The 13556-nt window shown below is 63.4% G+C and carries 14 protein-coding genes; 9 read left to right on the forward strand and 5 right to left on the reverse strand.

The window, feature by feature from the left end:
- Positions 1 to 21: 21 nt before the first annotated feature.
- From HUK73_RS25535 to cobJ, 4 genes are read left to right on the forward strand one after another with little or no spacing between them, the layout of a single operon-like run.
- A complete protein-coding gene (locus HUK73_RS25535; RefSeq protein ID WP_176594833.1) occupies positions 22 to 1080 on the forward strand; it encodes a cobalamin biosynthesis protein CobG in 1059 nt (352 codons plus the stop codon).
- Positions 1080 to 1709: a precorrin-8X methylmutase gene (locus HUK73_RS25540; protein ID WP_176594526.1), complete on the forward strand. Its 630-nt coding sequence runs from the start codon at positions 1080 to 1082 to the stop codon at positions 1707 to 1709. The genes HUK73_RS25535 and HUK73_RS25540 overlap by 1 nt, the downstream gene beginning before the upstream one ends.
- Positions 1706 to 2425, forward strand: coding sequence for a precorrin-2 C(20)-methyltransferase (gene cobI, locus HUK73_RS25545; RefSeq protein ID WP_176594527.1), 720 nt, complete (start codon positions 1706 to 1708; stop codon positions 2423 to 2425). The genes HUK73_RS25540 and cobI overlap by 4 nt, the downstream gene beginning before the upstream one ends.
- Positions 2422 to 3171 carry a precorrin-3B C(17)-methyltransferase gene (gene cobJ / locus HUK73_RS25550; RefSeq protein WP_176594528.1) on the forward strand — a complete coding sequence of 250 codons (750 nt, stop codon included), beginning with the start codon at positions 2422 to 2424 and terminating at the stop codon, positions 3169 to 3171. Before cobI ends, cobJ begins: the two co-directional genes overlap by 4 nt.
- Here cobJ and HUK73_RS25555 read toward each other — a convergent pair.
- Positions 3147 to 3896 (reverse strand): cobalt-precorrin-6A reductase, encoded by a 750-nt coding sequence (locus tag HUK73_RS25555; RefSeq protein WP_176594834.1) that lies wholly within the window; start codon positions 3894 to 3896, stop codon positions 3147 to 3149. The two genes, cobJ and HUK73_RS25555, sit on opposite strands and share 25 nt — an antisense overlap.
- Here HUK73_RS25555 and cbiE point away from each other — a divergent pair.
- The 5 genes from cbiE to cobF are packed head-to-tail and all read left to right on the forward strand — an operon-like array spanning position 3895 to position 8309.
- The gene (cbiE, locus tag HUK73_RS25560) at positions 3895 to 5100 is read left to right on the forward strand and encodes a precorrin-6y C5,15-methyltransferase (decarboxylating) subunit CbiE (protein ID WP_176594529.1); all 1206 of its coding nucleotides are present in this window, start codon (positions 3895 to 3897) and stop codon (positions 5098 to 5100) included. The genes HUK73_RS25555 and cbiE overlap by 2 nt on opposite strands.
- Entirely contained in the window at positions 5097 to 5462 is a 366-nt protein-coding gene (locus tag HUK73_RS25565) for a cobalamin biosynthesis protein (RefSeq protein ID WP_176594530.1), read from the forward strand. Before cbiE ends, HUK73_RS25565 begins: the two co-directional genes overlap by 4 nt.
- A complete protein-coding gene (cobM, locus tag HUK73_RS25570; protein ID WP_176594531.1) occupies positions 5459 to 6241 on the forward strand; it encodes a precorrin-4 C(11)-methyltransferase in 783 nt (260 codons plus the stop codon). The genes HUK73_RS25565 and cobM overlap by 4 nt, the downstream gene beginning before the upstream one ends.
- Positions 6238 to 7551: a cobyrinate a,c-diamide synthase gene (locus HUK73_RS25575; RefSeq protein WP_176594532.1), complete on the forward strand. Its 1314-nt coding sequence runs from the start codon at positions 6238 to 6240 to the stop codon at positions 7549 to 7551. The genes cobM and HUK73_RS25575 overlap by 4 nt, the downstream gene beginning before the upstream one ends.
- Complete coding sequence (gene cobF / locus HUK73_RS25580; protein ID WP_176594533.1) at positions 7548 to 8309, forward strand: precorrin-6A synthase (deacetylating); 762 nt, start codon at positions 7548 to 7550, stop codon at positions 8307 to 8309. The genes HUK73_RS25575 and cobF overlap by 4 nt, the downstream gene beginning before the upstream one ends.
- A gap of 19 nt (positions 8310 to 8328) precedes the next feature.
- Here cobF and HUK73_RS25585 read toward each other — a convergent pair whose 3' ends face one another.
- The 4 genes from HUK73_RS25585 to HUK73_RS25600 form a co-directional block, all read right to left on the reverse strand.
- Positions 8329 to 8535, reverse strand: coding sequence for a hypothetical protein (locus tag HUK73_RS25585; protein WP_176594534.1), 207 nt, complete (start codon positions 8533 to 8535; stop codon positions 8329 to 8331).
- Positions 8536 to 8674: 139 nt separating this feature from the next.
- Complete coding sequence (locus HUK73_RS25590; protein ID WP_176594535.1) at positions 8675 to 10216, reverse strand: SpoVR family protein; 1542 nt, start codon at positions 10214 to 10216, stop codon at positions 8675 to 8677.
- Entirely contained in the window at positions 10140 to 11474 is a 1335-nt protein-coding gene (locus tag HUK73_RS25595; RefSeq protein ID WP_369805616.1) for a YeaH/YhbH family protein, read from the reverse strand. The genes HUK73_RS25590 and HUK73_RS25595 overlap by 77 nt, the downstream gene beginning before the upstream one ends.
- A gap of 64 nt (positions 11475 to 11538) precedes the next feature.
- Positions 11539 to 13482 (reverse strand): PrkA family serine protein kinase, encoded by a 1944-nt coding sequence (locus HUK73_RS25600; protein ID WP_176594536.1) that lies wholly within the window; start codon positions 13480 to 13482, stop codon positions 11539 to 11541.
- Positions 13483 to 13556: the final 74 nt, after the last annotated feature.

Raw genomic sequence — 13556 nt, forward strand, 5'->3', positions numbered from 1 at the left:
TGCCCCACGGCATGGCGCCCGATGGCTGCGGGCGACGGGCTGTTGGTCCGCGTCCGTCCGTCGTTTGGACGGTTGAGCATTGCCCAGACGCTGGGCCTCAGCAAAGCCGCTCACCGCTACGGCAATGGCCTTGTCGATCTCACCAATCGCGCCGCGCTCCAGATCCGGGGCGTGACCGAGCAAAGCCACCGTCCTCTCCTCGAACGGCTGGTTGCCCTCGGTCTCACAGATCCCGACCCGGCGCGCGAAAGCCGCCGGAATTTCCTGCTGAACCCGGACTGGTCGACTGGCGATGATACGGAAAGCATCGCGCAAAACCTCCTCGGCCGCATCGATGATCTCCCCGATCTTCCTCCCAAGATCGGCATTGCCATTGACATCGGCCCAGCCCCCGCCCTCACCCACGTCCCCGCCGATTTCCGTTTCGAGCGCAGCGAAACCGGCGCCCTCCTGCTCCGTGCGGAGGGACGCACATTCGGCACGCCGACCAGTATCGAAACAGCGGCGCAGGACCTGACAGCGCTCGCCCGCTGGTTCCTCGATACGGGTGGCGCCAGCTCTGGTCGGATCGCGCGGCACAAGGCCCCGTTGCCGTTGGCCCCGACAATTGCGCCCGCCCATCCCCGCACCTTGCAACAGCTTCTGGCGCAAGCCCCAGGCCCCTTTCACGGCCTTCCTTTCGGTCAGATCGATGCGGACGGCCTTGCCGCCCTGGCCGAATCGCCAGGCGTCATAGGCCTTCGCCTCACTCCGTGGCGTGGCCTGATCCTCGAAGGAGGCACGATCAGTCCTGTTCCTACAGAACCGCCGCTCCTGATCGACGCCTGCCCCGGCGCGCCCGCATGTCCACAGGCAAGCGTCGCCACTCGCGACCTCGCCACCCGCCTCGCCCCTTTCGTCAGCGGGTCTCTCCATATTGCCGGCTGTGCCAAGGGCTGCGCACGCCCAAGGCACGCCGACATCGTCCTGACAGGTCGCCAAGGCCGTTTCGACCTCGCCCGCAAGGCCCGCGCCGGATCGCCCCCGGAACGAACGGGCCTTACCCCCGTCCAGATTCTCGCTCTCTTCGGAAGCCCATAATGCCCTATATCTACGAAACCGACGGCGCCGCCATCTACCGGGAATCCTTCCGCACCATCCGTGCCGAAGCCGATCTCGACCGTTTCTCGCTGGCAGAGGAGCGCATCGCCGTCCGCATGATCCACGCGGCGGGGCTGGTCGGTCTTGCGCCGTACATCCGCTTCTCCCCAACCTTCGCCCTGGCCGCTATCGCCGCGCTGGAGGCTGGCGCCCCGATCCTCTGCGACGCGCGCATGGTGTCCGAGGGGATCACCCGCAAGCGCCTGCCCGCCAACAACCCGATCCTCTGCACATTGAACGATGCGCTGGTTCCCGAACTGGCCGAACGCATGTCCAACACCCGCTCAGCCGCCGCGCTCGAACTCTGGCGCCCGCATCTGGATGGCGCGCTAGTCGCCATCGGCAACGCGCCTACGGCTCTTTTCCACCTGCTCAACATGCTGGACGATCCGGCCTGCCCCCGTCCGGCCGCGGTCATCGGCTGCCCCGTGGGCTTTGTCGGCGCAGCGGAATCGAAACAGGCCCTTTGGGAAAGCCAGCCGGTCCCCTGCTGCATCGTGGAGGGGCGCCCGGGCGGCAGCGCCATCACGGTCGCTGCCGTCAACGCCATAGCGAGCCCCGCAGAATGACCAAAGGCACCATTCATGGCGTAGGCCTCGGCCCCGGCGCGCAGGATCTGATGAGCGTTCGCGCCGACCGCCTGATCCGCAACGCCCGCCACATCGCCTATTTCCGCAAAAGGGGAAAATCCGGCCAGGCTCGCCGGATCGTGGAGGGCATGATACACCCGGACGCCGTCGAATTTCCGATGGAATATCCGGTGACGACCGAAATTCCGTTGTCCGACCCGCGCTATAATGAACTCCTGTCCGCCTTCTATGCCGATTGCACGGGCCATCTCGACGATCTGTGCGCCAGCGGTGAGGATGTGGTGGTGCTGTGCGAAGGTGACCCCTTTTTCTACGGCAGCTTCATGCACCTGCACAGTCGTCTCACCGCGCCGGTCAGGATCGTCCCCGGCATAACCGGCATGTCCGGCGCCTGGACCGCCAGCGGCACGCCCATCAGTTGGGGCGACGATGTGCTGACGGTGCTGATGGCGACCCTGCCCGAAGAGGAGCTGGCCCGCCGCATCCAGGACACCAATGCGCTGGTCGTCATGAAGATTGGTCGCAACCTTCCGAAGCTGCGTCGCGCGGTCGCCGCTGCTGGCAAGCAGGACTGCGCCTGGCTGGTCGAATATGCGACCATGGCGGACCAGCGGATCACCCCGCTTGCAGAGGCGGAGGCCGTCGCCGCCTATTTCTCGATCCTGCTCATCCACGGTCAGGGCCGCCGCCCATGACCGGCTGGATCGCAGTCGCAGGCCTTGGCCCCGGCGCGCAAGCGCTGATCACCCCGGAAGTGTCGGAAGCTCTCACCGTCGCCACCGACGTCATCGGCTATATCCCCTATGTCGCCCGCGTGGCGGAACGTCCGGGCCTAACCCTCCACGCTTCCGACAATCGTGTCGAACTGGACCGGGCGACCCATGCCCTGAAGCTGGCTGCAGAGGGCCGGAAGGTCGTGATCGTTTCCTCCGGCGACCCCGGCGTCTTCGCCATGGCGTCAGCCCTGTTCGAAGCGCTGGAAGCTGGCCCCTCAGACTGGCGCGCCCTCGATATCCGTGTCCTTCCCGGCATCACCGCCATGCTTGCCGCCGCCGCGAAGGCTGGCGCACCGCTTGGCCATGATTTCTGCGCCATCAACCTGTCGGACAATCTCAAACCCTGGGCACTCATCGAACGCCGTCTGCGCCTTGCCGCGCAGGCCGACTTCGCCATGGCCTTCTACAATCCGCGATCCAAGTCCCGCCCGGATGGTTTCACCCGCACCCTGGAAATCCTGCGAGAGGAATGCGGCGACGACCGCCTGATCCTTTTCGCCCGCGCCGTATCCACGCCGGAGGAAAGCCTGTGCATCGTCCCGCTCGGCCAGGCCACGCCGGACATGGCCGACATGCGTACCATGGTCATCCTCGGCTCCAGCCGCACCTGCCTGATCGAGCGCCCCGGCAGCCCGATCCTCTACACCCCGCGCTCTGCCGAATGACCCAGCCACTCCAGCACGCCCGCAATGTCATGCGTAACCTGCGCGGCGGGACAGGGCGGTCTGTCGATCATCAGTATCGGCAACCCCAGCTTCCGGGCGGCGATCAGCTTCGCCTCCGCGCCGCTGCCGCCCGCATTTTTCGATACGACCAATTCGATCCGGTGCGCCTGCATCAGGGCCATGTCTCCCTCCACCGTGAACGGCCCGCGGTCCACCACCAGATGATGTTGGGGCAGCCCCGGCGCTTCATCCGGCACATCTACGAAGCGCAACAGATAATGATGCTGCGGCTGGGCGGCGAAGGCATCGACATGCATCCGTCCCAGCGCCAGCATCACGCGCCGGGCATGCCCTTCCAGCGCTCCCACGGCTCCTGCAATATCCGGCACATGGGTCCAGCTATCCCCACTGGCCTCGACCCAGCCGGGCCGCGTCAGCATGATATGCGCGACCCCTGCCTCCCGCGCTGCCGCAACGGCATGTCGGCTCATCGTCGCAGCAAAGGGATGGGTCGCGTCCACCAGATGGGTCACGCCCTCTCTCCGCAGATAATCGACAAGGCCGCCAATCCCTCCAAAGCCGCCAACGCGCACCGGCACAGGCTGGGCGCGCGGCTTTTCCGTGCGCCCGGCATAGCTCAACACAGCACGCTTGCTCCCTTCGGCCAGCGCTCTGGCCAGCGCGCTCGCCTCCGTGGTCCCGCCCAGAATGAGGATATGGGAAATGTCGAAAACTCCTGATCCCTGGCTGACGATCATCGGCATCGGGGAGGACGGCCCCGATGGCCTGTCCCGCGCCGCCCGTCAGGCGCTGGCGGCGGCAACGTTCGTTACCGGAGCGCCGCGCCACCTGTCGCTGCTGCCAGCCCTTAAGGCGGAATGCCACCCATGGCCAGTCCCGTTCGAGGACGGCATTCCCCTCCTCCTCGCCCGTCGTGGCCAACCCACGGTCATGCTGGCCTCAGGCGATCCGTTCTGGTTTGGCGGGGGCGCCAGCATCTCCCGTTTACTCGCGCTGGAAGAGTGGGTCGCCCATCCTGCCCCCTCTACCTTCGCCCTCACCGCCGCGCGCCTTGGCTGGCCGTTACAGGAGGTGGAATGCCACGGCCTCCACGCCGCCCCGCTCACCCGCCTGCGTCCCGGCCTCATCCCCGGCCGCCGCGCTATCATCCTGCTGCGCGATGGTGCTGCGGTCAGCGCGCTCGCCACTTATCTGGCGCAAAATGGCTTCGGTGCGTCTTCGATCCATGTGTTGGAAGCGCTTGGCGGCCCGCGGGAACGCATCCGCACGACCACCGCTGAAAGGTTCGACTTTGCGGACATCGCCCATCCCGTTGCCGTCGCCCTATCCGTGGCGGGCAATGGCAGAACGCTTCCCCGAGCCAGCGGCATAGCCGACGGCTGGTTCGATCATGACGGCCAGATCACCAAGCGCCCCGCGCGTGCCCTGACCCTCTCCGCGCTCGCCCCGCGTCCCGGTGAGGCGCTGTGGGACATCGGCGCTGGTTCGGGTTCCATCGCCATCGAATGGCTCCTTGCTCATCCCGCAACGCAGGCAACGGCCTTCGAAGCCGACCCGGTCCGCGCCGCCCGCGCCCGCAGCAATGCTGCAGCGCTTGGTGCCGATCGTCTGACCGTAATCGAAGGCAAGGCCCCCGACATCCTCCGCGACCGTACCCGCCCAAACGCCATTTTCATTGGCGGAGGACTCTGTGAAGCACTGCTCGAAACGCTGTTCGTGCTTCCCGGCGGCCCGACCCGGCTGGTGGCGAATGCGGTCACGCTGGAATCGGAAGCTCTCCTCAATCAATGGCACGCCCGCAAAGGAGGCGACCTCCTCCGCATCGAACTGGCGCAGGCAGTCCCGCTCGGCAGCCGCCATGGCTGGCGTTCTGCCTATCCGCTGGTGCAGTGGAACATCACCCTATGATCGTCGCCGGTTTCGGTTTTCGGAAAAGCGCCACGCTTGCCTCGCTTCGATCCGCACTGGAAAGGGCGACCCAGGGAAACTTCGCCCCGGCGGCTTTGGCAACGCTCGACCATAAGGCACCCCAACTCGACCCGCTGGCCCAGCAGCTTCGCCTCCCACTCATCGCCATCCCATCCGACCGGCTCACAGGCCAGACCACGCTCACCTGTTCACCCGTCAGCCTCGCTGCCCACCACACGGGTAGCGTCGCCGAAGCCGCTGCCCTCGCCGCAGCAGGCTACCATGCTCGCCTGCTCGCGCCCCGCGCTGTCTCGCAGGACCGCCTCGCCACCTGCGCCCTTGCCGAAGGAAACCCCATATGACCGTTCATTTCATCGGCGCAGGCCCCGGCGCACCCGATCTCATCACCCTGCGCGGACGCGACCTGATCGCGAGCAGCCCGGTCTGCCTCTATGCCGGATCGCTGGTTCCCGCCGCCCTGCTCGATCATTGCCCGCCCGGCGCGTGGATCGTGAACACGGCCCCGCTCACCCTCGACGAGATCGTCGCCATCATCCGCGAAGCCCATGAAGCAGGTCATGACATAGCCCGCCTTCATTCGGGCGACCTGTCGGTCTGGTCCGCCATGGGCGAACAAATCCGTCGCCTGAAGGCGTTCAATATCCCTTACAGCATCACCCCCGGCGTTCCCTCCTTCGCCGCCGCCGCCGCCGCGTTGGAGGTGGAACTCACCTTGCCTGAACTCGGCCAGTCGCTCGTCCTCACCCGCACGCCAGGCCGCGCCAGCTCGATGCCGCCGGGCGAAAATCTTCCTGCCTTCGCCGCCACCGGCGCGACGCTTGCCATCCACCTGTCCATCCATAATCTGGCGAAGATCGTGGCGGATCTGATCCCCCACTATGGCCCGGACTGCCCGGCGGCGGTGATCTGGCGCGCCAGTTGGCCCGACCAGCGCATCGTCCGCGCCACCCTAGCCACCATCGAGGAGGCCGCAGCCCACGGCCCGGAGCGCACTGCCATCATCTTGGTCGGTCCCGTGCTCGACAACGGCGATTTCGCCGAAAGCAGCCTCTACGCCCCCGGCTATGACCGCCGCTTCCGTCCGTCCGGCACCGACTCGCAGTTCATCGGCAAGGAATGACTCCCGGCCTCCTCATCACCGCCCCCCGGTCCGGGTCGGGCAAGACCATCATGACGCTCGGCCTGCTGCGCGCATTCACGCTCAAGGGCCTGTGCGTACAGCCGTTCAAATCCGGCCCCGACTATATCGACCCCACCTTCCAGCAGGCGGCCAGCCGTCGCCCGTCCTTCAACCTTGATAGCTGGGCGATGCCATCCCCGATGATCGGCGCTCTTACCCGCCATGCCGGGGATGCTGACCTGATCGTTGCGGAAGGGGTGATGGGCCTGTTCGACGGCGCCCCGATGGCAGGGGAAAGCGGGAACGGCTCCAGCGCCGACATTGCTGCCGCCCTGAACTGGCCCGTCGTGCTGGTCATGGACGTGTCCGGTCAGAGCCAGTCCGCCGCCGCCGTGGCGCATGGCTTCCGCAGCCTGCGCCCCGACATTGTGATGGCGGGCGTGATCCTGAACCGTGTCGCCAGCGAACGCCACGAAAGGCTGATCCGCGCCGCGATGGCTGAAGCTGACATCCCGGTCTTCGGCGCCATTCCCCGCAGCGAGGCGCTGAGTCTGCCCGAACGGCATCTCGGTCTCGTTCAGGCGACCGAACAGGCTGATCTGGACGCAACCATGGATCGCATAGCCGACATCATCGCAGCCCATCTGGACCTGTCGGCGATCCACGCCGCCGCCCGGCCCACGCTGCTGCAAACACAGAGCGCAAAATCCGGCGCGCCTCCCGGCCAACGCATCGCCATCGCGCGGGACGCCGCCTTTTCCTTCACCTACGCCCATCTTCTGTCGGACTGGCGGGCGGCAGGCGCGGAAATCCTTCCTTTCTCCCCGCTCGCGGACGAGGTTCCAGATACCACAGCCGACGCCATCTGGCTCCCCGGCGGCTATCCCGAACTTCACGCTGGCCGCATAGCGCAGGCGGGCCGCTTTCTCTCGGCCCTGCGCCGCCATGCCGAGACCCGCCCGATCCACGGCGAATGCGGCGGCTATATGGTGCTGGGAGAGGTACTGATCGACGCACAGGGCCACAGTCACGCCATGGCGGGCCTGCTGGGTCTCGTCACCAGCTTTGCGGAACGCCGTCTGCATCTGGGCTATCGCCGCGCCCGGCTGCTGGCCCCGATGGCTGGTTTTCCCGCTGGCGTGTCGCTCAACGGCCATGAATTCCACTATTCCACCATCCTCGCCCAGCCGGACAGCCCGCTCGCAACCGTCACCGATGCCGAGGGCAAAGCCGTCTCCTCTACCGGATCGCATCGCGGCCCTGTCACGGGTAGCTTCTTCCACCTCATTGCCGAGGGCAGCGCAGCATGATCACACTCAACCTCATCGGCATCGGCACGGGCAATCCCGATCATCTGACCCGCGCCGCGATCCGGGCGATGAACGAGGCAGACCTGATCCTGCTGCCGCGCAAGGGCGATGTGAAATCCGACCTCATCGACCTGCGCCGTGCCATTTGCGCCGAGTTGCTCACGCGCCCGGTCAGGCTGGTCGAATTCGACATGCCCAGCCGAGCCGACCAGCCTGCCTATGTCGATGCGGTACTTGACTGGCACGATGCCATCGCCGCTCTCTGGCAGGATCAGATCACCCGCCATCTGCCGCAGGGCGGAACATTGGCGCTGCTGGTCTGGGGCGATCCCTCGCTCTACGACAGCAGCCTGCGTATCGCAGAACGACTTCCGGACATGCAGGTTCAGGTCATCCCCGGCATCACCAGCATCCAGGCGCTGACCGCCGCCCACGGCATATGCCTCAACGATCTGGCGGAACCCGTGCTCATCACCACGGGCCGCCGCCTGCGCGAAGAGGGATGGCCGGTCTGCACGAACAGCCTGGTGGTCATGCTGGACGGGCATTGCGCCTTTCGGACGCTGCCGTCCGAGGGGGTCGATATATGGTGGGGCGCCTATCTCGGCATGCCGCAGCAGGCCATCGCCCAGGGTCCGCTCGCCATCGTCGGACCGACGATCATCGACCAGCGCGCCACGCTCCGGCAGGAGCATGGCTGGATCATGGACATTTACTTGCTGCGCCGACGCGGCCGACCCGGAGATGGCAAAGCCTGAGTGCTACCGCCTCAGGCGATCACGCGACTTTGGAAACCAATTCCATGATGGGCCTGTTGACCGCCTGCCTGATGCCGTCATCCGCCTCACCATCGGCCCGGCGGCGAAATTCCGCCGCCATCGCCTGATGCATCATGCGTGCAGAAGCGTCAGCGGTCGTCGCCGCCAACTGCTCATGCATTTTCGCCCGTTCCAGACACTCTTCACGCGTAAGAGTATTCGTCATGAATCGAACTCCTGCCTTGTTCGCGAAGCCCGCAAGCCAGCTTCGCCCGCGAAAATCGGTGCACAACTTAGCCTTTCCAATGTCCGAATGAAAATGGAATCTTCCAGGGCGGCGGTATCCGTCGATCCCCCGAACCGGCTCAGCGCAGCCAACCCTCCCTGGGCTGTGCGGCGTGGCTTTTCAATTCCTTACGGCTTTCGGTGTCGATTTCCTTCAGCATCACCTCATAGCCCCAGAGATTTGCCAGATTTTGCAACACCATAGCGGCATCAGCCGGATCGAGCAGGACCCCGTCGACCACGCCATGTTCGACGATCAGCTTGCGGTCCCCGACAAGATCCACGTCGACCACCTGAATATCCGGCTCCTGCCGCCCGATATCATATTCCCGCGCCAGCGCCCGCCTTATCCGCCGATAGCCGCGTTCATCATGGATGGCATCGACGCGCAGCTCCGACTCGCTTGCCCGGTCGTTGATCTTGAACAGGCGCCAATGCCGGATCATGTGCGGGCTGAGGAACTGGGACACAAAGCTTTCATCGCGGTAATTGGCCCAGATATCCTTCAGCACCTCCACCGGATCGCCTGAGCCAGCGATGTCGCCGAACCATTCCCGGTCCTCCTCGGTCGGCTCAAGGCATATCCGCTCGATATCGGACATGATGCCGAAACCCAGCGCATAGGGATTGAAACCACCAAAATGCCCTGAATCATAAGTGGGTTGATAGACGACATTGGTATGTGACGACAGGAATTCCATGAACGCGCCGTCGGTGATCCACCCGCGCTCATGCAGCAGCGTCATGATCCGATAATGGGTATAGGTCGCGCAGCCCTCATTCATCGCCTTGGTCTGGCGTTGCGGGTAGAAATATTGTGCGATCAGCCGGACGATGCGCAGCACTTCCCTCTGCCAGCTTTGCAGGCGCGGGCCAGTTTTCTCCAGGAAATAGAGGATATTCTCTTGCGGTAGCCCGAGCGCAGCCCGCCGTTCCTCATTGGGCACGGCGTCCGCCCGCGCTCCCACGGGCACCGTGCGCCACAGATCGTCATAGATGCGGTCACGATAGGCCTGCCGCTCCGCCTCCCGCGCCGCCTCGCCCTTCAGATCACGCGGGCGGATGCGCGGATAGCGATGTACACCCTGGTTCATCAGCGCATGGGCGGCATCCAGAACCCGCTCGACCGCCAACTGGCCGTGGCGCTCCTCACATTCCGCGATGTATCGCTTGGCAAACTCCAGATAATCGAGAATGCCCTCGGCATCGGTCCATTGGCGGAAGACATAATTATTCTTGAAGAAATGATTGTGACCAAAGGCTGCATGCGCGATGACCAGGGTCTGCATCGTCGCGCTGTTTTCCTGCATCAGATAGTTGATGCAGGGATCGCTGTTGATGACCAGTTCATAGGCGAGTCCCCTCAGCCCCTTACGGTACATCATTTCATTGGTAACAAACTGTTTTCCGAAGGACCAATGCTTGTAGAAAAGTGGCATACCTATGGAAGAATAGGCGTCCAGCATCTGCTCCGCGCTGATGATTTCTATCTGATTGGGATAGATATCCAGATTCATTTCCTTGAGCGCGATCGGCTCGATCGTTTCATAGATCCGGTTGATGAGCGAAAAGTCCCAATCGCTCCCGGTGAACAGCGGCGCTTTTGCGTGCTTTCCCGTCATGCAGTCCGCTCCGCCACACCCTTGCGCTGGAACAGTTCGCGGAACACGGGTAGATTTCCCGCCGGTGGTGCACCTTGCGCATCACGAAATTGCGGCGTGCCTCCGAAACCGGGGCATAGGCCTGCCACAGACCGGTCATCGTGCCGACCGTCTCTATATCGGCAAATTCCTCCCGGCCGACCTCCAGATAGGCAACATATTGACTGATAGGCAGAATTTCGTCCTGCATCAGACTGACCACCCGGCCATTGTCCGACTGCATCGTGTCGCCATCGGAGGCCTGCGCGACGTAGATGTTCCAGTCGTCGGGCCGATAGCGTTCCTTGACCACCTCCAGCAGCTTGTCGAGCGCGCTCGACACCAGCGTGCCACCTGTGACCGTGCTGTAGAAGAAAGTCTGCTCATCGACCTCGGCCGCGCGGTCGGTATGGTGGATGAACACCACCTCAACATGCTCGTAGCAACGCGACAGGAACAGGTGCAGCAGCGCGAAGAAGCGCTTGGCGAGGTCCTTCATATGCTCGGTCATGGAACCGGAAACATCCATCAGACAGAACATCACCGCCTGCGCGACAGGCTTGGGCACCGTCTCGAAACGGCGATAGCGCAGGTCCACCGGATCTATATAGGCAATCAGATTGCGCCGCCGGATGATCGTCGATCGCTCCTCGCGCAGATTTTCCAGCAGCACCGCATCGTCGGGTCCCGGCGGTTCGCGCGCCTCGATCTCCGCAATTTCATCCTCGACCCGCTGGAGTTCGCGGCTGCTCGGCCGCCGCAGCGCCAGCCGTCGCGACATCGCTTTCTGCATCGTGCGCGGCACGGAGAGATTGGACGGGTTGCCGACAACTGAATAGCCCGCCCGTCTGATCCCGTCGACCTTTCCGCCGATCAACCGCCGCTTGGCGAGGTCGGGCAATTCCAGATCGTCCAGAAACAGCCCCAGAAACTCTTCCCGGCTCAGCACGAACTGGAAATCGTCATTCCCCTCGCCCTGCCCGGCCTGCGACCCGGCGCCTTGCCCGCCATCGGGCCGCTTGATCCGGTCACCCTCCATATAGTCATGATTGCCGGGAAAGACGCGTTCCCGATTGCCGCCCTGCGCGGCGCGATGCAGCGTCGGCTCGTGGATGACATCTCGCTGGATCGTGACCTGGCCTTCCTTGTCCAGATCCTTGATGCTGCGGTCCTTCAGGCTGTCGCGCACGGCCTGTTGCACATAAGCCCTTGCCCTCCGCAGGAAGCGCTGCCTGTTCACCAGGCTCTTGCCTCCCGGGTTCAAACGTCTGTCGACTATGTGCATGGGGCTCAGTTGCCCTCCATCAACCGGCCTGCTTGACCCGAATATACCATTCGACAAGCCGTCTCACTTGCCGCTCAGTATAACCCCTTTCGATCATCCGCGCGACGAATTCGTCATGCTTGCTGGCGGTATCGCCATCTTTCTTCGTCCCGAAGCTGATGACCGGCAGCAGATCCTCAACCTGGCTGAACATCCGCTTCTCGATCACCTCGCGGATCTTCTCATAGCTGGTCCAGCTCGGGTTGCGTCCGTCATTGCTGGCCCGCATGCGCAGGGCGAACTTCACCACCTCGTTCCGGAAATCCTTGGGATTGGCGATACCCGCGGGCTTTTCGGTCTTGGTCAGCTCCTGGTTGATGACCTCCCGGTCCAGCAACTGGCCGGTATCGGGGTCCTTGAAGTCCAAGTCCTCGATCCACGCGTCGGCATAGGCGACATAGCGATCGAAGAGATTCTGACCGTAGTCATTATAGGATTCCAGATAGGCCTTCTGAATCTCATTGCCGATGAACTCGGCATAACGTGGCGCCAGTTCGCCCTTGATGAACTCTAGATAACGGGCCTCGACCTCGGCAGGGAACTGTTCCTGCCGCACCATGCCTTCCAGCACATACATGAGGTGCACAGGGTCGGCGGCAATCTCATTGGTGTCATGGTTGAAGGTCGCCGACAGCGCCTTGAAGGCGAAGCGGGTGGAAATGCCTGACATGCCCTCATCCACGCCCGCCGCATCGCGATATTCCTGCATGCTTTTGGCGCGCGGATCGATCTCCCGCAGCATCTCGCCGTCATAAACACGCATCTTGGAGTAGAGATTGCTGTTCTCATGCTCGCGCAGCCGCGTCAGCACCGAAAAACGTGCCAACATGTCGAGCGTCCCCGGCGCGCAGGGCGCCTTGCTGAGATCGGATTCCCTTAGCAGCTTTTCATAAACCTGCCGCTCCTCGGTCGCCTGCAGGCTATAGGGCACCTTGATGACATAGATGCGGTCGATAAAGGCTTCATTATTCTTGTTGTTCTTGAAATTCGCCCATTCCGATTCATTGGAATGGGCCATGATGATCCCATTAAAGGGAATGGCGCCGATATTTTCTGTACCGATATAATTACCCTCCTGCGTCGCGGTCAGCAACGGGTGGAGCATCTTGATCGGCGCCTTGAACATCTCGACGAATTCCAGCATCCCCTGGTTCGCCCGGTTGAGGCCGCCCGAATAGCTGTAGGCGTCGGGATCGTTCTGGGAGAGCATCTCCAGCTTGCGGATGTCGACCTTGCCGACCAGCGAGCTGATGTCCTGATTATTCTCGTCGCCCGGTTCGGTCTTGGCGATGGCGATCTGCCGCATCCGCGAGGGCATCATCTTGACGACCTTGAACTGGGAAATATCGCCGCCAAACTCGTCCAGCCGCTTGCGGCACCAGGGGCTGATCATGCCGGTCAGCCGCCGACGAGGAATCGCGTAATTCCCCTCGATAAACTCGCCATGCGTTTCTGCATCGAACAGCGCCAACGGGCTTTCGAAGATCGGGCTGATCTCCTCCCCTGCCTTCAGCACATAGATGGGATGGACTTCCATCAGCGCCTTCAGCCGCTCCGCCAGGGAGGATTTGCCGCCGCCCACTGGCCCCAGCAAATAGAGAATCTGCTTGCGCTCCTCCAATCCCTGGCTGGCATGGCGCAGGAAACTGACGATGTGCTCGATCGTCCCTTCCATGCCGTAGAAATTGGCGAAGCTGCGATAGTGCCGGATCGTCCGGTTCATGAAAATCCGGCCCAACCGCTGGTCGCGCGAGGTGTCGATGATCTGCGGCTCGCCAATCGCGGCGAGTAGCCTTTCCGGTGCCGATGCATGCATCAGCGGATCGTTGCGACATCCCAGCAGATAATCCTCGACGGACATTTCGGCCTGACGCCGGTCGTCATATTTCCGCGTGAAGCTGGAAAACAGCTCATTTTTCGTCACTGGCGACTCCCGCTAAAGTAGCCATGGAAATGAATATAGACCCTTATGGCCTGTAAAAACAGTGAAATAGAAAG

It is taken from the genome of Sphingobium sp. EM0848, from assembly GCF_013375555.1.
Lineage (GTDB): Bacteria > Pseudomonadota > Alphaproteobacteria > Sphingomonadales > Sphingomonadaceae > Sphingobium.